Origin of the sequence: Microcystis ichthyoblabe FBCC-A1114 (genome assembly GCF_050500245.1) — a bacterium.
Classification (GTDB): Bacteria; Cyanobacteriota; Cyanobacteriia; order Cyanobacteriales; family Microcystaceae; genus Microcystis; species Microcystis ichthyoblabe_A.
In genome coordinates, this window is record NZ_CP191408.1 from 481,171 (window position 1) to 506,226 (window position 25,056).

At 43.0% G+C, this 25,056-nt stretch carries 25 protein-coding genes; 16 read left to right on the forward strand and 9 right to left on the reverse strand.

What is annotated here, in order from left to right:
* Positions 1 to 94 precede the first annotated feature (94 nt).
* The 3 genes from ACQY1Y_RS02265 to ACQY1Y_RS02275 all read right to left on the reverse strand — a co-directional run bounded on the left by ACQY1Y_RS02265 (position 95) and on the right by ACQY1Y_RS02275 (position 1,422).
* Positions 95 to 508, reverse strand: a complete 414-nt coding sequence (locus tag ACQY1Y_RS02265) for a toll/interleukin-1 receptor domain-containing protein (protein WP_002736736.1) — start codon at positions 506 to 508, stop codon at positions 95 to 97.
* 56 nt (positions 509 to 564) lie between these two features.
* On the reverse strand, positions 565 to 1,008 hold the full coding sequence (locus tag ACQY1Y_RS02270; RefSeq protein WP_002735722.1) for a toll/interleukin-1 receptor domain-containing protein: 444 nt from the start codon (positions 1,006 to 1,008) through the stop codon (positions 565 to 567).
* A gap of 105 nt (positions 1,009 to 1,113) precedes the next feature.
* The gene (locus ACQY1Y_RS02275; protein WP_430013885.1) at positions 1,114 to 1,422 is read right to left on the reverse strand and encodes a hypothetical protein; all 309 of its coding nucleotides are present in this window, start codon (positions 1,420 to 1,422) and stop codon (positions 1,114 to 1,116) included.
* Between the two features lie 321 nt (positions 1,423 to 1,743).
* On the opposite strand from ACQY1Y_RS02275, the gene ACQY1Y_RS02280 reads away from it, so the two are divergent.
* From ACQY1Y_RS02280 to ACQY1Y_RS02315, 8 genes are all read left to right on the forward strand, one after another.
* Complete coding sequence (locus ACQY1Y_RS02280) at positions 1,744 to 2,094, forward strand: DUF433 domain-containing protein (protein ID WP_190720862.1); 351 nt, start codon at positions 1,744 to 1,746, stop codon at positions 2,092 to 2,094.
* Positions 2,072 to 2,434 (forward strand): DUF5615 family PIN-like protein, encoded by a 363-nt coding sequence (locus ACQY1Y_RS02285; protein ID WP_002793699.1) that lies wholly within the window; start codon positions 2,072 to 2,074, stop codon positions 2,432 to 2,434. Before ACQY1Y_RS02280 ends, ACQY1Y_RS02285 begins: the two co-directional genes overlap by 23 nt.
* A 236-nt stretch (positions 2,435 to 2,670) precedes the next feature.
* A complete protein-coding gene (locus ACQY1Y_RS02290; protein ID WP_430013886.1) occupies positions 2,671 to 3,291 on the forward strand; it encodes a restriction endonuclease subunit R in 621 nt (206 codons plus the stop codon).
* A 204-nt stretch (positions 3,292 to 3,495) separates the two neighbouring features.
* The gene (locus tag ACQY1Y_RS02295) at positions 3,496 to 4,662 is read left to right on the forward strand and encodes a SpoIID/LytB domain-containing protein (protein WP_430013887.1); all 1,167 of its coding nucleotides are present in this window, start codon (positions 3,496 to 3,498) and stop codon (positions 4,660 to 4,662) included.
* A 138-nt stretch (positions 4,663 to 4,800) separates the two neighbouring features.
* Positions 4,801 to 8,364: a methionine synthase gene (gene metH / locus ACQY1Y_RS02300; RefSeq protein ID WP_430013888.1), complete on the forward strand. Its 3,564-nt coding sequence runs from the start codon at positions 4,801 to 4,803 to the stop codon at positions 8,362 to 8,364.
* Positions 8,365 to 8,598: 234 nt separating this feature from the next.
* Positions 8,599 to 9,201 (forward strand): J domain-containing protein, encoded by a 603-nt coding sequence (locus ACQY1Y_RS02305; protein ID WP_193957229.1) that lies wholly within the window; start codon positions 8,599 to 8,601, stop codon positions 9,199 to 9,201.
* A 2-nt stretch (positions 9,202 to 9,203) separates the two neighbouring features.
* Positions 9,204 to 10,205 (forward strand): hypothetical protein, encoded by a 1,002-nt coding sequence (locus ACQY1Y_RS02310; RefSeq protein ID WP_046663498.1) that lies wholly within the window; start codon positions 9,204 to 9,206, stop codon positions 10,203 to 10,205.
* Positions 10,206 to 10,437: 232 nt separating this feature from the next.
* Positions 10,438 to 11,496 carry a D-alanine--D-alanine ligase family protein gene (locus ACQY1Y_RS02315; RefSeq protein ID WP_430013889.1) on the forward strand — a complete coding sequence of 353 codons (1,059 nt, stop codon included), beginning with the start codon at positions 10,438 to 10,440 and terminating at the stop codon, positions 11,494 to 11,496.
* 142 nt (positions 11,497 to 11,638) lie between these two features.
* On the opposite strand, the gene ACQY1Y_RS02320 is transcribed toward ACQY1Y_RS02315, so the two are convergent.
* The 5 genes from ACQY1Y_RS02320 to ACQY1Y_RS02340 all read right to left on the reverse strand — a co-directional run bounded on the left by ACQY1Y_RS02320 (position 11,639) and on the right by ACQY1Y_RS02340 (position 16,391).
* A complete protein-coding gene (locus tag ACQY1Y_RS02320) occupies positions 11,639 to 12,382 on the reverse strand; it encodes a Uma2 family endonuclease (protein ID WP_002775607.1) in 744 nt (247 codons plus the stop codon).
* Positions 12,383 to 12,448: 66 nt separating this feature from the next.
* Positions 12,449 to 14,125 (reverse strand): bifunctional 3,4-dihydroxy-2-butanone-4-phosphate synthase/GTP cyclohydrolase II, encoded by a 1,677-nt coding sequence (gene ribBA, locus ACQY1Y_RS02325; protein WP_103113197.1) that lies wholly within the window; start codon positions 14,123 to 14,125, stop codon positions 12,449 to 12,451.
* A gap of 137 nt (positions 14,126 to 14,262) precedes the next feature.
* Positions 14,263 to 15,141: a phycobilisome linker polypeptide gene (locus ACQY1Y_RS02330; RefSeq protein WP_002736362.1), complete on the reverse strand. Its 879-nt coding sequence runs from the start codon at positions 15,139 to 15,141 to the stop codon at positions 14,263 to 14,265.
* A 176-nt stretch (positions 15,142 to 15,317) separates the two neighbouring features.
* The gene (gene cpcA, locus ACQY1Y_RS02335; RefSeq protein ID WP_002736555.1) at positions 15,318 to 15,806 is read right to left on the reverse strand and encodes a phycocyanin subunit alpha; all 489 of its coding nucleotides are present in this window, start codon (positions 15,804 to 15,806) and stop codon (positions 15,318 to 15,320) included.
* Positions 15,807 to 15,872: 66 nt separating this feature from the next.
* Entirely contained in the window at positions 15,873 to 16,391 is a 519-nt protein-coding gene (locus ACQY1Y_RS02340) for a phycocyanin subunit beta (protein ID WP_002735500.1), read from the reverse strand.
* Between the two features lie 294 nt (positions 16,392 to 16,685).
* Between ACQY1Y_RS02340 and ACQY1Y_RS02345 the strand changes: the two genes are divergently transcribed.
* The 8 genes from ACQY1Y_RS02345 to ACQY1Y_RS02380 all read left to right on the forward strand — a co-directional run bounded on the left by ACQY1Y_RS02345 (position 16,686) and on the right by ACQY1Y_RS02380 (position 23,971).
* On the forward strand, positions 16,686 to 16,877 hold the full coding sequence (locus ACQY1Y_RS02345; RefSeq protein WP_133158939.1) for a hypothetical protein: 192 nt from the start codon (positions 16,686 to 16,688) through the stop codon (positions 16,875 to 16,877).
* A 112-nt stretch (positions 16,878 to 16,989) separates the two neighbouring features.
* On the forward strand, positions 16,990 to 18,213 hold the full coding sequence (locus tag ACQY1Y_RS02350; RefSeq protein WP_002793688.1) for a M20 family metallopeptidase: 1,224 nt from the start codon (positions 16,990 to 16,992) through the stop codon (positions 18,211 to 18,213).
* Between the two features lie 79 nt (positions 18,214 to 18,292).
* Positions 18,293 to 19,180 (forward strand): acetylglutamate kinase, encoded by an 888-nt coding sequence (gene argB, locus ACQY1Y_RS02355; RefSeq protein ID WP_272105005.1) that lies wholly within the window; start codon positions 18,293 to 18,295, stop codon positions 19,178 to 19,180.
* Positions 19,181 to 19,348: 168 nt separating this feature from the next.
* Positions 19,349 to 19,570 carry a DUF4327 family protein gene (locus ACQY1Y_RS02360; protein ID WP_002749922.1) on the forward strand — a complete coding sequence of 74 codons (222 nt, stop codon included), beginning with the start codon at positions 19,349 to 19,351 and terminating at the stop codon, positions 19,568 to 19,570.
* Positions 19,571 to 19,613: 43 nt separating this feature from the next.
* On the forward strand, positions 19,614 to 20,834 hold the full coding sequence (locus ACQY1Y_RS02365; RefSeq protein WP_430013890.1) for an efflux RND transporter periplasmic adaptor subunit: 1,221 nt from the start codon (positions 19,614 to 19,616) through the stop codon (positions 20,832 to 20,834).
* Positions 20,835 to 21,441: 607 nt separating this feature from the next.
* Positions 21,442 to 23,082, forward strand: coding sequence for a DNA methyltransferase (locus ACQY1Y_RS02370; RefSeq protein WP_430013891.1), 1,641 nt, complete (start codon positions 21,442 to 21,444; stop codon positions 23,080 to 23,082).
* 257 nt (positions 23,083 to 23,339) lie between these two features.
* Positions 23,340 to 23,555 carry a hypothetical protein gene (locus ACQY1Y_RS02375; protein ID WP_002736470.1) on the forward strand — a complete coding sequence of 72 codons (216 nt, stop codon included), beginning with the start codon at positions 23,340 to 23,342 and terminating at the stop codon, positions 23,553 to 23,555.
* The gene (locus tag ACQY1Y_RS02380) at positions 23,552 to 23,971 is read left to right on the forward strand and encodes a type II toxin-antitoxin system VapC family toxin (RefSeq protein WP_002736619.1); all 420 of its coding nucleotides are present in this window, start codon (positions 23,552 to 23,554) and stop codon (positions 23,969 to 23,971) included. The genes ACQY1Y_RS02375 and ACQY1Y_RS02380 overlap by 4 nt, the downstream gene beginning before the upstream one ends.
* Positions 23,972 to 24,148: 177 nt before the next feature.
* On the opposite strand, the gene ACQY1Y_RS02385 is transcribed toward ACQY1Y_RS02380, so the two are convergent.
* Positions 24,149 to 24,922 (reverse strand): hypothetical protein, encoded by a 774-nt coding sequence (locus tag ACQY1Y_RS02385; protein ID WP_430013892.1) that lies wholly within the window; start codon positions 24,920 to 24,922, stop codon positions 24,149 to 24,151.
* Between the last annotated feature and the right edge of the window lie 134 nt (positions 24,923 to 25,056).

Consider the following 25,056-nt stretch of genomic DNA (forward strand, 5'->3'; position numbering starts at 1 on the left):
ATGAAAACAGGTGATATTGTTTTAATGATTAAATTATCATTGAACCCTAACGCACCATCTTCATAAAATTGGTTTGTTACGCTACAAACTACTACTAAATATAGATATAACCCAAGCCAAAGACACGAAGCAAATCTCGGCATCCTTCTTCAAAATTATCATTAAAATTAATAATTTGGAAGCTAGGTAAGACCCAAGAAAGTTTTGTATATTCACAAGGTTGATAGAGAATTGGCAAAATTTTATCTTCAAAACGCTGATCTTGTAAAGTAAAAATTAGTTCTCGCTTTACCCACATAGAATCGACCGCATCAGGAGAGAGAACGATAATAAACCAATCACATCGCCTCAAAGCTTTCCCAATTTCATCATGCCATTGCTGTGCGCCTAAAATATTAGTTTCACTATACCAAACGGGAACTCCATGACGGCGTAATTCATTGGACAAATGAGAGACAAACTCTCGATTTTTGCTAGAATGGGAAAGAAAAGCTTCTTGGGGAATCATCTCATACCTATAGTTAAAATTAGACAAAGCATAGCTTGGGATGAGACAAGCCAAATCTAAAAGTGGTGTATCTCATGAGTCAGTCCGTCGGAGCTTGTCGTATTTTTAAGTGCCTGTGTAATTTCTTTCAATTCTTGATTGTCTTGTTCAAGATTAGGGACGAAAATCATTGGAAATTTTTTGAGAATCCAAGGAATATGTTCTAGGTTTGAATTATCTGAGGAAGAGACAATAACAGGAATGATACGACCTTGATACTTTTCTTCTCCAATTGCATAACTAATATCAGAAACAACATTAAAAGGCTTCAGTGATTCTGGTGTTAATAAGACTATCATTGCTTCAGATTCTTGTAAGGCTTTACCTATGTTATTAGCCCAGTTTTCCCCGGGTAACATTTCAGCAGCATCCCAAACTTGAAAGCCATCTTCTTTGAGAGAATCAGCAACTCTCTTAGCTAACTTAGCCTCAGTAAAGGCATGACTAATAAAAACTTTCATATTCTTTCTAGCTTCCTCGATATTTAAATTAATTCAACTGATTTATTCATAATCTGCTGACAATTTACTAAGAGTATAGCGTTTTTAGTCGCTAGAGAAACTCATTTACTCCTCGACTTCATCAGGAATAGATTCAGCTAACTTAAGCATAGCGCCTAAATTGACTGTTTCTTCAGCGAAATTTCCTGTGCGGGCTTCTGCGAGTCCCCGTTTGAGCGACTCGCGGACCCTAGTATTCTGAAAAGCCCATAGTTCTCCCCCCAGAATCGCCACCATGGGAACCAAAAGAAGCTCCCCGCTTGCATTCATCAGTATTCGATAGTGACGGTTGCTACATTCAGTCCCAAGGCTAATCCGTCCGCAAGCATCAGCCTGAATATCTTCTTTAATGAGCGAAAAATTCTGATACTCCATCACGTCTCCTCCTCTCTTCATATACTTATTCTAGATAAGTTACCCAATTTGGGCAATAGGGTTATGTCCATTTAGCTCCTCACTATCTAAAGAAAACAGGTTAAACTTGTTCGGGCGAGAGCCTTGACAACAAACCCAGTTTGTAGTCGAAGCTCTCTTCGCTAAATTCTCTCCCCTTTCCTTGTAGGATAGGGTTCAGGGGAGAGGTCAATAATTAAGAACCCAATGTGATCGCACTATTCGGCAACGATCAAGTATAATTAAGATAACAATTTTACTTAAAAAATAAAGTTAAGTTTGAATCTTCAATTAGGGTAACTCATGCAACTCGAAGACTATTTTAATTTTCTTGCTCCTAACGATATTCGGCTAAAAGGAACCCGCGTCGGTATTGAAACCATTTTACACGATTTCATTTACCAAGCCAAAACTCCCGAAGAAATTGCTAATACTTATCCATCTTTAACCCTCGAACAGGTATATGCGACGATTCTTTATTATCTTCATGAAAAAGAAAAAGTGAGCCAATATATCGCCGACTGGCTAGAATGGGGGCGAAAAATGCGAGAAGAACAGCAAAAAAATCCTCCGCCTGTGGTTGAACGACTGAGAAAATTGAAAGCTGAAATAACAGCCAAGCAGAAAGCTAATGACACTGAAATATTTAATTGATGAAAATGTTAATTCGGTGTATCCTCAACAATTGCGTCGCCGAGAACCAGAAATCATTATTCGAGTAGTTGGTGAACCAGATACACCAAAATTAGGTACATTAGATCCAGAAATTTTGATTTGGTGTGAGGTAATGGGTTTTATTTTAGTGACAAATAATCGTGCCTCTATGCCCGTTCATTTAATAGCTCACTTCAGGCAAAATCGTCATGTTCCTGGAATTTTTATTCTCAATCAAGATTTAAGTGTTGGTGATAATTTGTTAGAATTAATTGTAATTGCTAAAGGCTCTTTTGACAATGAATATGAAAACCAAATTATTCATTTACCGTTAACCTGATCAAATTGAAATAATCTTATTAAAATAACTAAGAATCCCAATTCACGATCGCTACGAACCCGGTTTGATGAGGATATTTTCGTTGCTGTGACTGATATTTTGAGGATTGGGATTGAGGAGGTGCGGGGTTTGCTGGAGGGTTAGGATGGGTTTTGGGCGTAGGGATTGTTTGGGCGCAGGGTGCGTGTTTGCGGCTATCAATTCAGTTAACGTAAATCTTAATTAAGGAGGTAAATATGGTTCAAATTTTACAAGCGAAAGAAGTCACTCTTAGAAATTTAATTAATCATTTTCAACTACAGTTTATAGAAGATAAGCATTTTTTTGGGGAATGGCAGCAAGACCTAGAAGCAATCTCTGAACAAGAAAAAGAATTGTTAGATAAAATCAAAACAGGTTATTTAAACTTATTGAATTATCCTCCCTTTTTAGAAACTTCGGTGAGGATGAAGGTTTTAGACCCATTATTATTTATTGGTAACTTTTATCTATTTCCCTTTCACATTAAAGCGGAAGAGTCCGTTGAAATTATTACAGAAGATCAAGATTTAATAATTAAAGGAAGGTTAGATACTTTAATTATAAAAGAGCAATTATGGGTAATGATTATTGAATCAAAACGGGTTATTTATTCCGTTGAAGTAGGTTTACCGCAATTATTAGCTTATTTAATGGTCAATCCTCATCCCAACCGTCCTAATTATGGAATGTTGACCAATGGTTCCGAGTTTTTATTTGTTAAATTATTATGGGACGGTAAACCTTTATACGGAACCTCTCGTTTATTTGCCATGAGAAATCCGGGGGATTTATATGAAGTTCTCAAAATCCTTAAACATCTCTGTCAACTAATTTGAGTATCAAGATAATCAGTACCTACAAAATCATTACTCTCCTATTTCCCTCTGTTGTATAATTTGCTCTGCAAGGAACAAATCAGTAGGCATAAATAAAAATTATCAGGATTTTTTCGGCTTTTCTTGACTATTTCAGCCTGATTTGTCCTGACAAGCTCAAGAATACGAGAGTTTTTGTCTAGAATTGCCCGGCCTGAGAGGGGAATGGTAAAGTTAGATAAGAAAATTAAAGATGGTGTGATTAAAGTGAAATTTGCTGCTAGTACCTATTTTTCCCTGCTGCGCCATTGTGCCGTTCCTTTGTTGTCGATCGCCACTTTTACGCCAATTCTCTTAACTTATTTAGCCAAGGAAAAACCAGAAACCCCGCAACCCCAGGCAAATCTAGAGACTGCTGCCTCCCCTGCTCCTATTATCCCATCTCCGATCGCCCCCTTAACCGCGCCATCACCGAAACTATCCCCCTCTCCCCAATCTTCTGCGATTCCAAAATCAGCACCCTCTCCTCAGTCTTCCCTCTCAGCGCCGAAAAAAATAGCACCATCGGTTCAAACGTCCCCTAATACTTCCCCCAATACTTCCCCCGCTGCTGCTGCCAAACCGGTAACTAGACAACCCTTAGTGGTTCCCGCTAATTATACGCCGCCGGTCCTAGAAATTCGCGTAGCGATTAAAAGGGATGTGGCCAGTGTTTTGATTGGAGTTAACGGGCCGGCGGTGATCACCGACCGTCAAGGTCGCGGTTTAAAAACGATTGCCACTAACGAGGGTTTACCGGTGATTGCCAGTGCCAATGGCTTAAAAATGGGCGATTTATCGCTGCCAGAGGTGATTTTTGTGCAGCCCACCAGTGCCGATGGTTTAGTTTATGTGGATGATGGTTGGTATCGGGGTAAAGTGCTGCTGGTTGCCCAAGGCGATCGCTTGTTAGTGGTCAATCATGTTAATTTAGAGGCCTATCTCTATAGTGTGGTGGGGAGTGAAATGCACTCCACTGCGCCAATGCACGCTTTAAAGGCACAGGCGATCGCCGCTCGTTCCTATGCCCTAGTACACATGATGCGCCCCGCTAATGCTTGGTTTCATCTGGGCAATACCCAACGCTGGCAGGTATATAAAGGCATTCGCTCGGAGTATCAATCGACTCACCAGGCGGTTAATGCCACTGCTGGGCAGATTCTCAGCTATAAAGGGGGTGTAGTCGAGTCTCTTTATGCTGCCACCGATGAAATTGTCGCTTGGGCCCACGGTGGTCGCGGTATGAGTCAAACTGGGGCTTATAAATTAGCGGAAAAAGGCCTAGATTATCAACAAATTCTCGGTAATTATTATCCCGGAGTTGGTTTAGCCCGTCTAGTGCTACAAAATTAGATTGATTGGCTTTCTCGACTGAAAACTCAAATCTGATCACTGATAACTGATCACTGATAACTGAAATGCCGACCATAGCAGATTTCTAGTAACTGTATTACAATAAACTTTCAAAATGCTATAGCAGTAAATCTCTCTATGAATAGCCCCTTTCTCGACTACCTCAACGGTCCCAAGCATCCCGTCCTCGTCTTTGATGGAGCGATGGGAACTTCCCTACAAAGCCAAAATCTGACGGCCGAGGACTTTGGTGGGGCAGAATACGAAGGTTGTAACGAGTATCTTGTCCATACTAAACCTAGCGCCGTAGCGAAAGTCCACGAAGCCTTTTTAGCCGTGGGTGCGGATGTGATTGAAACCGACACCTTCGGGGGAACCTCGATAGTTTTAGCCGAGTACGATTTAGCCGATCAAGCCTATTATCTCAACAAAAGCGCCGCCGAACTGGCCAAAGCTTGCGCGAATAAATACTCTACCCCCGAAAAACCCCGTTTTGTGGCGGGTTCCATGGGGCCGGGGACAAAACTGCCCACTTTGGGTCATATTGACTTTGATACCCTCAAAAATGCCTATGTGGAACAGGTAGAGGGTCTGTATGATGGCGGAGCAGATTTATTATTAGTAGAAACCTGTCAGGATGTCCTGCAAATTAAAGCGGCTTTAAATGCTATTGAAGAAGTATTTCAGAAAAAAGGTCAACGATTGCCCCTAATGGTTTCGGTGACGATGGAAACCATGGGAACGATGTTAGTAGGAACGGAAATTAACGCCGTTGTCTCTATTTTACAACCCTATAAAATTGATATTTTGGGACTTAACTGCGCCACTGGTCCAGATTTAATGAAACCCCATATTAAATATCTCTCGGAAAATTCCCCTTTTATTGTTTCTTGTATTCCTAACGCTGGTTTACCAGAAAATGTCGGCGGTCAAGCGCATTATCGCCTCACTCCCGTAGAATTAAAAATGGCTTTAATGCACTTTATTGAAGATTTGGGAGTACAAATTATCGGCGGTTGTTGTGGTACTCGTCCCGACCATATTCAAGCTTTAGCGGAACTAAGTCAGGGTTTAACTCCGAAATCTCGTCATTATCATTATGAACCCTCCGCCGCTTCTATCTACAGTACCCAACCCTATATTCAAGATAATTCTTTCCTGATTGTCGGGGAAAAATTAAACGCCAGTGGTTCTAAAAAATGTCGGGAACTTCTCAATGTTGAAGACTGGGATAGTTTAGTATCGATGGCGAAAGCGCAGGTAAAAGAAGGAGCGCATATTCTCGATGTCAACGTCGATTATGTGGGCCGGGATGGGGTGCGCGATATGCACCAATTAGCCTCTCGTTTAGTTAATAATGTCACCCTACCTTTAATGTTAGATTCCACCGAATGGGAAAAAATGGAAGCGGGGTTAAAAGTAGCGGGGGGTAAATGTATCCTCAACTCTACTAACTACGAAGACGGGGAATCGCGTTTTTATCAAGTCTTGGATTTAGCGAAAAAATACGGCGCGGGGGTAGTAATTGGAACCATTGATGAAGAAGGAATGGGACGCACTGCCGAGAAAAAATTCCAGATAGCTAAACGGGCCTATTATGCGGCGATAGAATACGGAATTCCTCCCTACGAAATCTTTTTTGATCCTCTAGCTTTACCGATTTCTACCGGTATCGAAGAAGACCGAGAAAATGGCAAGGCTACTATCGAAGCAATGGGCCGAATTCGCCAAGAACTGCCCGAATGTCATATTCTTTTAGGTGTGTCTAATATCTCTTTTGGGTTGAATCCGGCAGCGCGTCAGGTATTAAATTCCGTCTTCCTCAACGAAGCGATGCAGGTGGGGATGGATGGGGCAATCGTCAGCGCCAATAAGATTCTTCCTCTGGCAAAAATTGAACCAGAATATCAGCAAATTTGTCGGGATTTAATCTATGATAATCGTCGTTTTGATGGCGATATATGTGTTTATGATCCCCTGACCAAGTTAACCGAATTATTTGCGGGAAAAACTACTAAAAAAGACCCCTCTACTAATGCTAATTTACCCGTGGAGGAACGCTTAAAACAGCATATTATTGATGGGGAAAGATTGGGACTGGAAGAGGCTTTAAAGCAAGCTTTACAGGACTATCCACCCCTAGATATTATTAATATTTTCCTCCTGGATGGGATGAAGGTAGTGGGTGAGTTATTTGGTTCGGGACAAATGCAGTTACCTTTTGTTCTTCAATCGGCCCAAACTATGAAAGCAGCCGTCGCCTTTTTAGAACCCTTTATGGAGAAAAAAGAGGGTGATAATAATGCCAAAGGGACTTTTATTATCGCAACGGTTAAAGGGGATGTTCACGATATTGGTAAAAACTTAGTTGATATTATCTTGACCAATAACGGCTATAGGGTGATTAATTTGGGCATTAAACAACCCGTAGAAAATATCATCGAAGCCTACAAAGAACATAAGGCCGATTGTATCGCCATGAGCGGTTTATTGGTGAAATCGACGGCTTTTATGAAGGAAAATCTAGAGGTTTTTAATGAAAAAGGAATCACCGTTCCTGTTATCCTTGGCGGGGCAGCTTTAACTCCCAAATTTGTCCATGATGACTGTCAAAAAACCTACAATGGACAGGTTATCTATGGTAAAGATGCCTTCTCTGACCTGCATTTTATGGATAAATTAATGCCCGCTAAAGCTGGCGGTCAATGGGATGATAGTAAAGGCTTTTTAGGTAAGTTTGCCGAGGCAGAAAAAACCCCGGTTGTTGCCGAAGAATTAAAGGTTAATCCCGATACTATTTTTACCGATGGCAGCGTCAACCAAGAATTAGTTATTGATACCCGTCGGTCCGAAGCGGTGGCAGTTGATATTTCCCGACCAACACCGCCCTTCTGGGGTACTAAAATATTAACGGCAGCAGAAATTCCCATCGAGGAGGTTTTCTGGTATTTGGACCTACAAGCTTTATTTGTCGGTCAATGGCAATTCCGCAAACCCAAAAGCCAATCGAAGCCAGAATACGACCAGTTTTTACAGGAAAAAGTTCATCCAATTCTGACAGCATGGAAAGAGAAAATTGTCAAGGAAAATTTACTAAACCCCACATTAATTTATGGTTATTTTCCCTGTCAATCCTCTGGTAATTCCCTGTTAATTTACGATCCCGAATCGATACAAGCAGGCGAAAAACCCGAAAATCTGCAACCGATCGCCATTTTTGAGTTTCCGCGCCAGAAATCCGGTCGTCGTCTCTGTATTGCTGACTTTTTCGCCCCGCAGGAATCCGGTATTATCGATGTTTTCCCGATGCAAGCGGTGACAGTGGGGGAAATCGCCACAGAATACGCTAAATCTCTCTTTGATGCCAACGAATATACCGAATACCTCTACTATCACGGCATGGCTGTCCAAACCGCCGAAGCCATGGCCGAATGGACTCACACCCGCATCCGTCGCGAGTTAGGTTTTGCAGAGTTCGATCCCGATAATATCCGCGATATACTACAACAGCGTTACCAGGGTTCTCGCTATAGTTTCGGCTATCCCGCTTGTCCCAATATTCAGGACCAATACAAGCAACTAGATCTGTTAGGATGCGATCGCATTGGGATGTATATGGACGAAAGCGAACAATTGTACCCAGAACAATCCACCACCGCCATTATTACCTATCACCCCACCGCTAAATACTTTAGTACCTAATCAGTGATCAGTTATCAGTGATCAGATTTGAGTTTTCATTGCAATTATCGACTTAGATCTATAATATGCCAGCAATTTTTTTGATTATTAACCACATGACAAAGTGGCCACTGCTGTGGTACTAATTTAGGATAGGAAGTTTTCGGGAGTCAGTCGTCGGTCGTTCATACCAAATTAGCCTACACTTCATCTTGATAGGAAAGGCTAGATTTTTTGCAGCTTCTTAGGGAAATTATGACCACTAATCCTCTTAACTCGCTCATTTTAGAGCAGATTAGTCATATCTGTGAGCAATACTCGATCGAAAGTCGTATTCTCGAAGATTTTGCCGATTTTGTCATCAAAAACCACCGTAAAAAGTCTCCTAAACCATCGTTAACTAAATCAAAAACTACAGCCACCACCACCACAGGCCCAAAAGTTAAACCTTTAACTCTAACGCAACTTAAACAGGCAGTTTATGCCTATTTTGAGGTTAGTAATACCACAGAACTAAAAAAATCGAGTATGTTTCAAATGGCTACTAGAGCCTTTGATAACATCAATTTATCTCAGCGAGAAAGTTGGGAGGTTATCTACAGGAAATATATCGGTATTCTTCCTGAAGAAGATTACGAACAGGGGAAAGATTGTATCAACGGTATCAATATTTTTAAATATTTTCGTCCCTATCGTGTTTTCGATCTTGATCCAAATACTGCCAGCAAGGAAGACATTAAAAATGCCTATTATCGTCTTTCTAAGATCTATCATCCCGATAACCAAGAAACAGGAAACTCTCACATCTTTGATCGTTTGACTGTGATGTATAAATCTATCACCACGGAGATAAAATAATCATGCCTCAGAAAGCAAATACCTTCCTGATCCGGGATACCGAATTAGCTCAATGGTTTTCTATTACTCTTGAAAAACTAGAAAAAATTGTTGATATTTTTGATGCTGATCCTAATGATGATTGGGATTTAGTTGAAGGTGTCGATTATCAATTTGTCAACAAAAAAGATAAAGTTAGAGTGTTTTCTTTTGAAGGTGCTTTAAAAATTGCTTCCTATATCGAGAAGAATGAAAAGCGAGGAATTATATACAGATTTAGAGAATTTTTTACTAAGCACGATCAAAAAATTCGTCGCTCCTTAGCACGAAAATTAATTTTTGCTGAACTCACTGACTCCGGCGAAATTCAAGTTTATAAAGGACGGCCTATGATTCATAAACAGAGTTTGCGGCGAATTTTAAAAACTAATGGAACCAAGCTAAATAAAACCGTGAATCATCTTCAGCAAAGAACTGATAAACCTCTAGAATTAGGAGTAGATTTTTACGAAGATGAAAAAAGAGAGTTTTGGTTCTCTGAAAGTGGAATAGTGATGATTTCTAAATCCATGAGTGAAACTTTGACGAATAAATCGCGCCAAGAAATGTGTAAAATGATTGCAATGGAGTTTCCTCTTGCCTTTAAAGAAATTCAGGAAAATCTAGATGACGATACCAAACAAAAAATCGAGATTGAAAAGGCTAAAAAACGAGCTAAAACTAGAGATAAAAACACTTGTCAGGTGACAGGGCAAAAACCGGATAGAAATAATAAATTTAATCTCGCTGTCCATCATCTTTACTCTGCCCAGAAATATCCCCATCTAGCGACATTAGATCTGAATTTGGTGACTATTAAAGAAGAAATTCACCAAGAATTCCACGGTAATTTAGGGGGATTTCATCAACCTTGTACCATCGAGGATTTTATCGAATTCTTGCACGTTTACTATCCCGAACATCATGGTAATTTAGCCTTAAAACTTCAGAAAACTAAGAAAAAACTGGAAAAATTAGCTAAATAATCATTCAATTTGGGGGTGTGAATAGCTCCAAAGTGATTATCGATTTTTTTAGGGAAAGAACGACCAAATTTCATCATGAGCGATAATTAATTTATCTTGAGGTTTTGCCAAAACTCCTATCTCACGAGGAACAGCCGCATCTAAATCATTGGCAACTATTGTCAACTCCGCCCATAGTATATATGATAGTTGAACTCTAATTTAGGATCTAGCTGGGTCTAGAGAGGATAATATGGATAAGATCAAGGTAGGATTGTTGTTTGGTGGTCGATCGGGAGAACACGAGGTATCTATCAATTCGGCTCGATCGATCCTGCAAGCTTTTAATTACCCCGAAAATCTTGACAAATACGCCGTTATCCCCTTCTATATCGATAAAAATGGCTGTTGGCATTCGGCAGCAACTGCTAGACAAATTTTAACCTCTGGGCAACCCCTAGCTATTGAGAGTAATATAAAAGTCAATATCTGGCAATTTCCTCCAGAAGTGAGCGAAATTGAGGTCTGGTTTCCAATTCTCCACGGACCGAATGGAGAAGATGGCACTTTACAAGGATTACTCACTCTCATGCGGGTTGCTTTTGTGGGTAGTGGGGTACTGGGTTCATGCCTAGGCATGGATAAAATTGCCATGAAAACTGCTTTTGCAGCCGCTGGATTACCCCAAGTTAAGTATAAGGCCATAACCCGCTCGCAAGTGTGGTCAAATGCCTGTGTTTTTCCGCAATTGTGCGATCAAATCGCCGAGGAAATAGGTTATCCTTGTTTTATTAAACCGGCTAATTTAGGTTCTTCGGTGGGTATTAGTAAAGCACGCAACCGGCAAGAATTAGAGGCTGCTTTAGATAGTGCTGCTAGTTATGATCGACGGATTATTGTTGAAGCAGGAGTAACCGCAAGGGAGATCGAATGTGCGGTTTTAGGTAATGATAATCCCCAAGCTTCTTTGGTGGGAGAAATTACTTTTGATAGTGATTTTTATGACTATGAAACTAAATATACTGATGGGCGATCGAGTATGGTGATTCCCGCTAATATTCCCGATAAAATTGCTAATCAAGTGCGAGAAATGGCTGTAGAAGCATTTAAAGCTGTGGATGCTGCGGGATTGTCGCGGGTGGATTTTTTCTATGTGGAAAAGACTGGGGAAGTGTTTCTCAATGAAATTAATACTCTGCCGGGGTTTACTAATTTTAGTATGTATCCCCAACTCTGGAAAGCCACCGGTTTAGAGTTTGATAAATTGGTCGATAAGTTGGTACAATTAGCCTTAGAAAGACAGGAAAAATAAGGTTAAATTACCACCATTTCTAGGATAGGAATTACCTATTAAATAGAAGATAAATTTTGTCTTTGATCCCCCCTTGATCCCCCCTTAATAAGGGGGGAAACTGACAATTTTTAACACCTAACTACTTAGAGATATTGATCAATCAGATAGTTTCGGGATCAATGCCCAATTCTCGTAATTTTTGGGCTAATCTTTCCCTTTCCAAGATAGCTTGTTCTTTTTCTAAAATAGCCTGTTCTTTTGCCTTTCGTTCCTGTTCCTTTTCTAAAAAAATCTGTTCCTTTGCTTGTCTTTGCTCTAATTCAGCTTCTTGGGGAGTGGGAACCAATTGACCATCGACGGTAAAATAACGCAATTTACGGTCAAATATGCCTAAATATAGTTCTAACTGTTCACTCCATAAATAGCCGTTTTCATTAGCAGCAATAGCCTGATATTGTCCCGCAATTAATCTAAATCCTTGCAGTTCTAAACTTTCAGGATCAAACCAGAAATAGTTAGGAGTCCGAAAGGTATTTTGATAGAGATTTTTCTTTTTATTGCGATCAATATTAGCAGTGGATGGGGAGAGAATTTCCACGATCACATTGGGATATTTACCCCCTTCTCCCCAAACCACCCAACTTTTGCGGGGACGTTTTTCTGTATCTAAAACCACAAAAAAATCAGGACCACAAAAATCACGTTTTTTTAGTTGTTCTTCGTTATAGTAGATGGTAAGATTACCCGAAGCGTAGTAATTAGTTCTTTGTTGCCATAACCTTTCTAAACAACCGATCAGAATTGTAATTTGTTGTAGATGTAGATCACTTTCCAAGGGTGGTTCATCACTCCATAAATCGGTGGGGGGACAGGTAACTTCCGGTAAAATGTCGAGAGTTGTCATAGGTTTTCCCCGTTACACTAGCTTTGTTTAATTATAACTGTTACGCTCTTTTCTGGTCATAGAAAACTAATTTTTTGCTGAATCACGAGTAAAACTGTAGATAATTTGGGTAGCTAATTGTGGTAATTGTGAGAAATCTTCATCGGACATTTTTTGACGATCGAGTTTCATTTGTAATCCCGTCATCGAATCGTCTCCGTCGGAAATTAAAAATTCTAAGCGTTCAATTTCCGACCAATCTTTAATGTCATTTAATATCTTGTCAATAACCAGAAGATAAGGATGGGAAGGATTTTTATACCAATTACTGCTGACACCCTGACGAATATCTAAACCTAAATGTACGATCAAAGGGGCGCGATCAAAAAGGGCATTGGCTACCGGTCGGGTTTCTTCTTGGAGAGATAATTGATTAGCGCGACTTAACTGCCGTAATTTCTCCAATTGATGATATCTTTGCGAAATTGACGGCGGATTTTCCCCCCAACTGAGAGCGATGGTGACTAGATAGGTTTGTAGGAATAGATGCCCTAACTTTTCCGCTTTTGTGGCCAAATAATTGGAATTATAATCATTAGCCTCGATCAGCAAAGGTACTCGCTCGACTATTTCCAAACCATAGCCTTTTAATCCGGCAATTTTACGCGGATTATTGGTAATTAAACGAATATTTCTCACCCCCAAATCGTTGAGCATTTGCGCTCCCATGCCGTAATCGCGCAAATCGGCGGGAAATCCTAACCTTTCGTTGGCTTCCACCGTATCTAGTCCTATATCCTGTAAAGAATAGGCTTTTAGCTTATTAATTAAACCAATTCCCCGGCCTTCCTGTCGCAGGTAAACCACCACCCCTAAACCGTTGTTTTCAATCATTTTTAAGGCACTTTGTAACTGTTGCCGACAATCGCAACGCAAGGATCCCAAAGCATCCCCAGTCAGGCATTCTGAGTGCATTCGTACCATTACAGGTTGATCATCAAAGAGAGCGGGATCGCCTTTCACAATAGCGATGTGTTCGGTTTGATCTAATAAATTTCGGTAGGCATAAAGCTGAAAAGTGCCGAATTGACTGGGAAAATCACAGACTGTTTCCCGATGGACAAAGCGATCGTGTTTTAAGCGATAACTGATCAGATCGGCAATGCTGATTAACTTTAAATTATGTTGACGAGCGTATTCAAATAGTTGCGGTAAACGGGCCATGGAACCATCGGGATTTTGTATCTCACAGATAACTCCCGCCGGATACAACCCGGCTAACCGAGCTAGATCCACGGCTGCCTCCGTATGACCGGCGCGTTTTAAGACTCCACCGGCTTTAGCACGAATCGGGAAGACATGACCGGGACGGGTGAGATCGTCGGGACGAGTGACTGGATTAATGGCAACTTGTACGGTTTTCGCCCGATCTTCTGCTGAAATGCCAGTTTTAACCCCTAAGTGGGGAGCAGCATCGATGCTAACAGTAAAAGCGGTTTGATTGCTATCGGTGTTTTTTGTCACCATCAAGGGTAATTCGAGAGCATCAAGACGCTCTCCCGTCATTGCCAGACAGATTAAACCGCGAGCTTGCACTGCCATGAAGTTAATCAGATCGGGGGTGGCAAATTGGGCCGCACAGATTAGATCTCCTTCATTTTCGCGATTCTCATCATCAACTACTACAATAGCCCGTCCGGCTTTGATTTCCGCTAAGGCAGTATCGATAGAGTCAAAAGCGATCGAAGTGACAGTCACAGGCATTAAAACGATAGAACTATTTTCATTCTACAGGTTTGCTCGATCTGCTGAGGTTCAATTTCTGTCAGTTCCCTAGAAAGAAGTCTCCCGGTGAACCTGACGGCTGCCCGGGAGACTTTTAGTTATCTTAAGCTAGAAAATTAGTTCAAACTAGCGGGGGTGATGCTGGCAACTTTGCCACCGAGACGGTTGATCTGTTGCAGGGTGTTATTTAACTGTTCAAAGGGGACGATAATCGCTTTGCTACTGCGACGGACACGGGGATAACCCGGTTTGCTAATAGCGGCAATTTCCACGCGATAGAGCTTACCCACATCACCATAGGCCACACTACCACCCAGAGCTTTACTGGGGGTGTTGCGTTGAGCAGAGGGACGATAGGCCCAACCATCGCTGCCACCGGAGGGACCGACTACTGCCGAAGCACCGTTTTGAGCTAATTCCACCGCTAAACGGGAGGTTTTGCCGGCAATCTGAGAGCGATCGCTGTTGGCATAACCGCGATAGAGTTGGAACATCCGGGTAAATCCCACGGTTTTTTGACCGGGTTGGCTGGCAAAACCACGATAGTAGGGAACAATACTATCGCCGAAGTTTTCGGTATATTCGGCGGAATCGATGTAGGAGTCGATATCGGCCTCGAATCCTTTGTTTTCGTAGAGATCGAGGTGATAGACCACTTCCGACTCATCGTAGGGAGCGCGACCTAAAAGATGTTTGATATTAAGTTCGATGACGCGGGTTTGGAAGTTACCGTAGAAGAATTTGTTCTTATACAGTTCCGATTTGGCCACGGCGCGGACGAATTCCCGCACGGTGATCGAACCGTTGCAGAGTAAGGATTCGGCACTGGTAAGGCGCTCGGAACGCATGATATAGTCATTGCCTAGCACCTGACGATAGACGGCGCGAATAACCGCCTGTGCGTCGTCACGGGACCAATCGGGACGTAATTCCACGGGAGCAACCTCGCTAAAAGCGGTTGTCCCTAAACGGGAAGCTGAGGTAGTAATTGCCACTAAAGTTCTCCTACAAAAAAATGATCATTTTCTGACCCCTCAAAACTAGGGGAGGATCAGTTCGATTACCTGGCCGCCTTGACGATGGATATAACAAGGTCTGGAAGAACAGGTGATTGCTAACCCTTTTGCTAACAACCTCCTGTCTTTCCAGACCAGCAGTTTTTTCGATTGGACTAGCTGAGAGCGTTGATAGCGTAGTCGATATAGGAGTTGGCTTCTACCGCAGGGTCGCCACTTAAACCATGGTTGGCTTTGATATATTTGAGAGCTTCGATGTACCAGCTAGGAGACAGGTCGAAGGTGCGGTTGATTTCGTCGATACCAGCGATGAGGTACTCGTCCATCGGACCGGTTCCACCAGCAACTAAGCAGTAGGTCACCATGCGGAGGTAGTAACCGATGTCACGAGCGCATTTTTCTTTACCGCGTTGGTCCGCCGCAAAGTTAGCCCCTTGCATTTGGGTGGTGTAGGGGTACTTGTTGTACACAGCTTGAGCAGCGCCAGAGATCAAAGAATTGGCTTTTTCGGTCAACACTTTAGCGGCGCTGAGGCCAGCAGAAGCTTGACGAAAACGACCGAAAGCAGTTTGGATTTCGGTGCTGCTTAAGAAACGACCTTGAGAATCAGCGGCTGCTACGGCTTCGGTAAGGGGGGTTTTCATTTTTTGGTATCTCCCAATAATCTTGCAATAAGTTTCCTACGGTTTAATTGAGACTAGCCCCAGGGACTAGGCGACAGCAGCGGCGGCGCGGTCGAAGTAGCTGGCAATTTCAGACATTAAAGCACTGCAATCGCCGGGGGTGATACCGTTGCGATCGTTAGCAATGGATAAAGCAGCTTCTTTCATTTTGCTTACGCCAGCAGCTACGGAAGCTCCTGGTACTCCCAAAGCTACATAGGTTTCGCGCAGACCATTTAAGCAACGATCATCGAGAACACTGCCGTCGCCAGAGAAGGTAGCGTAGGTAACATAGCGCAAGATGATTTCCATGTCGCGTAAGCAAGCGGCCATACGACGGCTGGTGTAGGCATTACCACCGGGGGTGATCAGTTGGGGCTGTTCAGCGAACAGGCTACGAGCGGCGTTGGCAACGATGGTGGAAGCGTTACTGGTGATCCGGTTAACAGAGTCCATCCGTTTGTTGCTGTCGGCAACCATGGCGCTGAGAGCGTCTAGTTGCGAAGAGCTTAAATATTCGCCACGAGCATCAGCTTGGGATACTACCCGGGTGAATGCGTCAAACATTGTGACAATCTCCTAAATTTAAATGGGATTTGCTTGCAATTAAAATTTTCCCTCTTAAGGGATTTCACGGTGAGTCTGGACGAGCCTTGACCGTGATTGTTGCGATTTACTTTAAGAAACCTGAAAAAACTTCACTGCTCTCTCATAAATCACCTAAGGAGGTTAAACAAGTATCCAGCTTAACTTTTGTCTGTTATCTTGGCCCCTCAAGTTAAATTTATACACTGCTGTCGAAACTTTGTTTGTTACATATTATTAAGTTTTTTGCTGTCTTTTTGTAACGGTCACTTAACAATGACTCGATCGAGTTGGTCATCAATTCCTGACATGGCTCAAAGCCTCTCACCGTCAGGAAATCAGAGACAGCAAGGCTTTAAGGGTATAAAGGGCAGCAAGATAGAAAATTTAAGCTTTTTTTTATATTTTCCCGCTTTCCCTTCCCCTATTGCCCAAGGATTGCCCTTTCCGGCGCTCAAATTACGATGAAGTTTTGTAAAGAAGGGTGTGGGCTGTGGGGAGAACAAAGCTGTCTCCTGTCCCCTGTCTCCTGAAGTTAAACTAGAAACCAGTGATCAAAAAAACTAGCCGTCCGAACCCGATGATTTCCTCCTTTCCTGTCCCCAATAGCTTAAATTGCCCTCAAATTCGCCTTGCTATTCGTTCTCTACAGCCGCAATTAGTCCACTGGCGCCGACAAATACACCAAAAACCAGAACTAGGCTTTCAAGAACATCTCACCGCCTCCTTAATCAGTCAAACCCTGACTAAATACGGAATTGACCATCAAACCGGTATCGCCGGCACCGGAATTGTCGCCACCATCGCAGGCAGTCAACCGGGGCCAGTTTTAGCCCTGCGGGCTGATATGGATGCACTACCGATCGCCGAAGAAAACCAAGTCCCCTATCGTTCCCAACATCCGGGCCAAATGCACGCCTGTGGTCACGATGGTCACACAGCGATCGCCCTCGGTACAGCAGTTTACCTAGCACAAAACCGTCACGATGTCAAGGGGATAGTAAAAATTATTTTCCAACCCGCCGAAGAGGGGCCGGGGGGGGCGAAACCGATGATCGAAGCGGGAGTGCTGAAAAATCCCGACGTGGAGGGAATTATCGGGCTACACCTCTGGAATAATCTGCCTTTAGGGACAGTGGGCGTAAAAAATGGTCCTTTAATGGCGGCGGTGGAATGTTTCGATCTCCAGATTCAAGGCCGGGGAGGCCACGGGGCAATTCCCCATCAAACCGTCGATTCACTACTGGTGGCGGCCCAAATCGTCAACGCCTTGCAAACCATCGTCGCCCGCAACCTTAACCCCCTCGATGCCGCCGTGGTGACTGTGGGTAAATTAGCGGCGGGAAGCGCTAGAAACGTGATCGCCGATAGTGCTAATCTCAGTGGGACGGTGCGCTATTTCAATCCCCAGTTAGGGGGCTATTTCCGACAACGGATGGAAGAAATTATCGCGGGCATCTGTCAAAGTCACGGGGCCAGTTATCAATTCGATTACTGGCAATTGTATCCCCCGGTAATCAATCATGATCGGATGGCGGAATTAGTGCGCTCCATCGCCGCACAAGTGGTGGAAACCCCAGCCGGAATCGTTCCCGAATGTCAAACCATGGGAGGGGAAGATATGTCCTTCTTTTTACAGGAAGTACCGGGCTGTTATTTCTTCTTGGGATCCGCCAATCCCGAATTAGGATTAGCCTATCCCCACCATCATCCCCGTTTTGATTTTGATGAATCGGTGTTAACCATGGGAGTCGAGATTTTTGTCCGTTGTGTCGAAAAATTCTGTAGTTCTAAGACTTTCTAGCAATCCGTTCAAGGTGAACAGTTTTTGTCAAACCCGAAACCGCTAAACTGGTCACTGAATCAGACAGGTAAAAAAACGCATGAATAATAATATCCAGGAAAACGATGCCCAACGGGTGAAAATCCTCAGCGAAGCCCTACCCTATATACAAGAATTTCGCGGTCGTACTGTCGTGGTTAAATACGGTGGTGCGGCCATGAATAACAGCGATATCAAAGACACGGTCATGCGAGATATCGTTTTTCTCTCCTGTGTGGGGGTTCGTCCCGTGATTGTCCACGGTGGCGGTCCTGAAATCAATAGTTGGCTGGATAAATTGGGCATTGAACCCCAATTTAAAGACGGTTTACGCGTCACCGATGCCGCCACCATGGATGTGGTAGAAATGGTGCTGGTGGGGCGCGTCAATAAAGAAATTGTGGCCCTGATCAATCAAGCCGGCGGTAAAGCGGTAGGATTATGCGGTAAGGATGGTAGTCTGATCACTGCTCGTCCCGTGGGTAAAGAGGGCATTGGTTTTGTGGGAGAAGTGAGCAGTGTCGATACTAGCGTCGTCGAATCCTTGGTCAATAGTGGCTATATTCCCGTGATTTCTAGTGTGGCCGCCGATGAAACCGGCCAAGCTCATAATATCAATGCCGATACGGTAGCCGGAGAAATAGCGGCGGCTTTAGGGGCGGCTAAACTGATTTTGATGACCGATACAGCCGGAATTTTAGAGAATTACAAGGATCCTTCCACTTTATTGGCTAAATTAGATATCCAACAAGCCCGGGAGTTGATTCAAAAAGGTATCGTTGCCGGCGGGATGATTCCCAAAGTTGGCTGCTGTGTGCGATCGCTGGCTCAGGGAGTTCAGGCCGCTCATATTATCGATGGTCGTCTTCCCCACGCCCTTTTACTGGAAATTTTCACCGATCGAGGCATCGGTTCCATGATTGTGGCCTCCGGTTATACTAATCTATAGTAGTAATTACCGTACTTTTGGTTAAAAAGACTTGCCCAAAACCACAGATATGGTGTAAAAGTAAGTTAATAAACGCGCTTCTCGCTCCTTTGTAATGGCAAAAGTCTTAGTCTTGAGTTAGTTTAGTCGGGAAGCGCAAAATCCGAAGTATTCATAGCAATTGAATTTATGACCAAACAAGCTGTAGCTCACCCGATGGTGAAGTTTCAACGCAAGGCTAGCAAGTGGATAGATGCAAAAGTAGTCAAACCTAGCGATAGTATCTGGAAACTGGCTCTTTTATACGGAGATGAGTGGGGATACTGGAAGCAAGAGCTGCTCGATTTCGGTTTCTCCATGCAAGACCCTCTCAGCGAAGTGGTAGCGGTAGAAGCTTGGGACGAGGAATAAGCGACCATCGACTCAAAAGCAGCTTTCTAGCAAGATTATCGCCATGGGATCGACTCCGATTATCCTTTCCGCTCTGGTTATTTTATCCTTAAGCGCGAGTTGTTCTCCCGGGACCGAAACCCAACCACCGTCACCAGCGGCCCGTACTACTACCGTCAACGTCACCACCGCTAAACTGGCAACCATCGGACGCAATCTCGATTACACGGGAACTACCCGACCTTTAAAAGTAGTTTCTCTGCGATCGCAAGCCACCGGTCAGTTACTTAATCTCGTCGTCGATGTGGGAGATGAGGTGCAATTAGGACAAATCCTCGCTCATGTTGATGATCGTCTCCTTGCCACCGTTGTCCGGCAAGAAAAAGCCGCCCTGTCCGCCCTAGAAGCGGAATTAGCCCGGGCGAGAATTGAAGTCAGTAACGCTGAAATTGAAGTGGAGCGCCTACAACTACAATACCAACAGGCCAAAAATGATGGCGAGCGCCTGCAAAAATTAGCCCTAGAAGGAGCGATTCCCCTGCAACAGGGCGAAACAGCCCAAACCACGGCGGCAGTGGCTTTAAAAGCCGTTAATAGCGCGAGATCGAGAATTAAAGTCGAGGAACAGGTGGTGGCGGCAATTATCGGCAGAATTGCCGCCCAAAAATCGGTCATCGCTCAGGAACAACAACGTCAGGCCTACGCTATTCTTAAATCACCGGCGACGGGGATAGTTATCGAAAAACTAAAAGAGCCGGGGGATTTAGTCAGTATCGGCGATGAAGTCCTCAAAATTGGTGATTTTCAACAGGTCAAGGTAGTAGTATTATTATCGGAATTGGATTTAAAAACGATTAATTTAGGACAAACGGTTAATGTCAGCCTTGATGCTTTCGGTGAGAGAAATTTTTCCGGTCGCATCAACAGGATTTTTCCCCTCAGCCAAGGCACGGCCCGGCGGATTCCCGTGGAGATTACTCTACCCAATGGGGATGGTTTAATTAAAGGGGGATTATTGGCCCGGGTGCGGTTTAATAATAATTCTGCCCCTCAGGTGATTGTCCCCGAAACAGCAATTGTCAGTCAGGGGGAATCCCCAGCCATTTTCGTCCTTTCCGAGTCTAACTCGCAAGTGCAAAAACGTCCCGTTCGTCTCGGTCAAGCGCTCGACGGTCAAGTAGAAATTATCACCGGACTTGAACCGGGGGAGCGTTTCGTCGTTAATAGTAGTAAACCTTTGCAAAATGGCGAAAAAGTCCGGGTCAGTATCCTGAGTAATCCTTGATTAGTTGGGGATTGCTAAGTAGTTAGGTATTAAAAACTGTCAGATTACCCCCCTTATCAAGGGGGATCCCCCCGCCTATCGGCACCCCCCTTATCAAGGGGGGCAGGGGGGATCAAACCCCCCTTATCAAGGGGGATCCCCCCGCCTATCGGCACCCCCCTTATCAAGGGGGGCAGGGGGGATCAAACCCCCCTTATCAAGGGGGATCCCCCCGCCTATCGGCACCCCCCTTATCAAGGGGGGCAGGGGGGATCAAACCCCCCTTATCAAGGGGGATCCCCCCGCCTATCGGCACCCCCCTTATCAAGGGGGGACTAAGGGGGGATCAAACCTAAAATCCATTTTTAATTTAATTATAACCAGCTACTTAATTCCTCTTGACAAAATCCCAGCACTTGACATATACTTATTTATATAATAGGAATCCGTGCCTGCCTGCGACCCCCTCATTTTCAGGCAAGATAGACTTAAGAAAATTAAATTTTGAGCGCACATGATGCGCTTCTACTATTGGTACAATCATATTATTCTCTGGAGCGATTGCATTCGTCCTCTTTAAGGGGGAATAATAATACAATTGAGAATGCAGTCAATCCCCCCAATCTCTATGGTCAATAAACTATACTACGGTGATAACCTAGAAGTGCTGCGGAAATATATCAAAGATGAATCGATCGATCTTTGTTATATCGATCCACCCTTTAATTCTAAACGCAATTACAACCAAATTTATAACAACTTAGGCAAGGAAGATCAAGCACAAGCACAAGCGTTTGTAGATACCTGGACATGGGATAATCACGCTAACGAAGCTTTAGAAGAAATTCAAAGCAACTATCAAGGTAAATTTACCAGTCAGACTATCGATTTAATTGACGGTTTAACCAAAGTTTTAGGTAAAGGTAGTCTTCTCGCTTATCTGGTGAGTATGACTCTGAGGATCGTGGAAATCCATCGAGTTTTAAAATCTACCGGTAGCTTTTATCTCCACTGCGATCCTACTGCTAGTCATTATTTAAAAATAGTTTTAGATACTATTTTTTGCTCTCAGGGGGGTGATTATATTGCTGAAATTACTTGGGAAAGAACATCTGCTCATTCAGATTCCAAGACTTTTGCTAATACCACTGATGTTATTTTTTTATATTCCAAGCGAATTTTGATGTTTAATCAACAATTTAAGCCATATTCAGAAGAATATCTGAAAAAATATTATAAGCATCAAGATGGCAAAGGAAGATTTTTAGATAGAGATTTGACTGCTGGTGGACTGTCAGGTGGTGGTTATAACTATGATTGGAAAGGAATTAAAAAGCTGTGGAGATGCCCTATAGAAACAATGCAGAAATACGAAGAACAAAATAAATTATATTACACAAGAAATGGTACTCCTAGATTAAAGCAGTATTTAGAAGAAATGCCTGGAGTACCACTGACAAATTTATGGAATGATATTCCTCCAATTAACTCACAAGCATCTGAAAGATTAGGATATCCCACACAAAAACCGGAGGCATTGTTAGAAAGAATAATCAAAGCAAGTAGTAATAAAGGAGACATAATTTTAGATGCCTATTGTGGGTGTGGAACGACTATCGCTGTAGCAGAGAGATTAGAGAGAAACTGGATTGGAATTGATATAACCTATCAGAGTATTAGCTTAATGTTAAAGCGATTAGAGGACTCCTTTGGTAAAAATGTTTTAGATAAAATTGAACTGAATGGTATTCCCAAAGATATAGAATCAGCCAAAGCATTAGCCACTAAACCCGATGATCGTACCCGCAAAGAATTTGAGAAATGGGCGGTTTTAACCTATAGTAATAACCGGGCTGTGATTAATGACAAAAAAGGGGCAGATAAAGGAATCGATGCTATTGCCTATTTTCAGGGAGATAAAGACAATCGGGAGAAAATTATTTTTCAAGTAAAATCTGGTAATGTCAAATCAGGAGACATCAGAGATCTACAGGGAACTATGACACTACAAGGGGCAGCCCTGGGTATATTTATCACCTTGAAACCCCCTAGCAAAGATATGGTTCAAACAGCCAAATCTGCGGGAATTTATCGCGGTCGTTACATGAGTCAAAGTGTGGATAAAATTGAGATTGTGACGGTACAAGAAATCCTTGAACAGAAAAAACGTCTCGATGTTATCCTCACCTTTGAAGTCCTGAAAGCTGCCGAAAAACAAAGGGAAACCCAAGGACAACAAATGAGTTTAGATATACCCTTTCCCGAATAAAACTCTTTTTGTTATTTTTGGGGATAGGGTGTTAAAAAGTTCCAAACCGACCCTAAGGAAGATATTCCCTGTAGAATGCTAGATTATGCCACCAGACTCTATTGACGCTATCCCCATAAACCTATCCATTCAGTGGTTATTTATCGGGTGCATCTCATATTTTTGGCTCTCTCGTAAATTATTCTATTAAGTGCTATAATTTTATTGATGAAAGAATTTTTGCTGGTAGCTAGTTAAGCTTAGAAGGAGTTGATATTATGTTAGTTAAAGGAATTAAAAAAGGCAAAAATATTGAGTTATTAGAGGAAGTTGATTTTCCTGATAATGAAGAGGTATTAGTGGAAATTAGAGAGGTTAATGATTTTTGGTCAACCTTGCAAGATTTTAGGCAAAGAGTAGATTTGGCAAGTCTTGATGATGATACTTTTGATAATTTACGCGACAATTCAACGGGGAGAGATGTTCGTTTATGACTCTCAAATATTTGCTAGATACTAATATTTTGTCAGAGGCTAAACGACCTCACCCGAATCAGAAGGTCATGACGAAGCTAAGATTATCTAAACGGGAAATAGCCACAGCTACTCTGGTAATCCATGAGCTATTATTTGGTTGTTTTCGACTTCCTCTGTCTAAAAAACGCCAAGACTTAGAGGATTATGTAAATAACGTTATTTTAGCCAATCTACCTTTATTCGATTATGACTTAAAATCAGCCCAATATCACGCACGGGAAAGGTCAAGGCTGTCTAAAGTCGGTAAAAGTCCTGCTTTTGTTGATGGTCAAATAGCGTCTATTGCTTTTACAAACAATTTGAGTTTAGTTACCAATAATGTTGATGATTTTAAAGATTTTAAGGGTTTAATGATTGAAAATTGGTTTATCTAATCTGTAATTGTTCTGTGTTAAGTAGCTGGTTATAATTAAATTAAAAATGGATTTTAGGTTCGATCCCCCCTGCCCCCCTTGATAAGGGGGGTGCCGATCCCCCCTGCCCCCCTTGATAAGGGGGGCATCTGACAACTTTTAACGCCTACCTACTTAATACTCGATAAATCATTTCAGCTAAAAAGGTCTGGGGTGAATAATCTTAGCCGTCACCTTTCCCACCCCATAATGCTCCCCCAGAAAGGTAATCACCGCATGAAAGAGATTTTTTGTTGTGGGCGGAAAATAGTTGTAAGGCCATAAAAAAACGTTGAAAGGCCGCGCTCCCAGTTGCTCTCTATATCTAAAAGTATCTCGCTCCGACAAACTCACCACCGCACCGAGTCTTTGGGCCAGGGCGATACAGTTCTGAAAATTTTGGGTGGCATAACATTGAACGTCAAGCTGATTGCACCGACCGCGCTTGACTAAATCCGCCTGAAATGGCTGAATGCTGCAAAAAATCGGTTTCTGGTACTGAAAATCTAGAGACTGGAACTCCTCCTCCGAATAATGGGCAAAAAAATGGTCATCGACCTGAATCCCATCGCCATGGCGAGCCTCGTGGATCAGTCCGGCGACGGTCAGGGAACGATACTGGGGCGACTGAACCCAGACCACCGGCATTAACTTGTACTCTCGCGCCTCCCAAGTCACCCGCCTCTGTACCTCATCGGACACCCCCCGAAAATCCAGGAAGACCACCTTATAGTTTTGGCTTTGGATGTCTTTCATGACCTGGCCGAGGGTATTAGTGGAGGAATAAAACCGAATTTGAGGTTGAGAAAGCCAAGTTCCATTGGGAACTCCGGCGATCGCTAATCCTGGACAGAGGCATCCCCACAAAGTTGCCACCCAAATTGCCGTTTTCTGAGATAGTCGTCGGTACTCCCCGGTCATTAACCTATCCATTGTTCGCATCTTCCCTCCGATTTTTCCACTCCGCTCTACATACTGTAATTCTCAATCCGCCCATTTCTCCATTTTCTCTCCCTGTTGATAGAGTTCTTGGCAGTAAGCTAAGGTATTGTCCGATCGAGACAAGA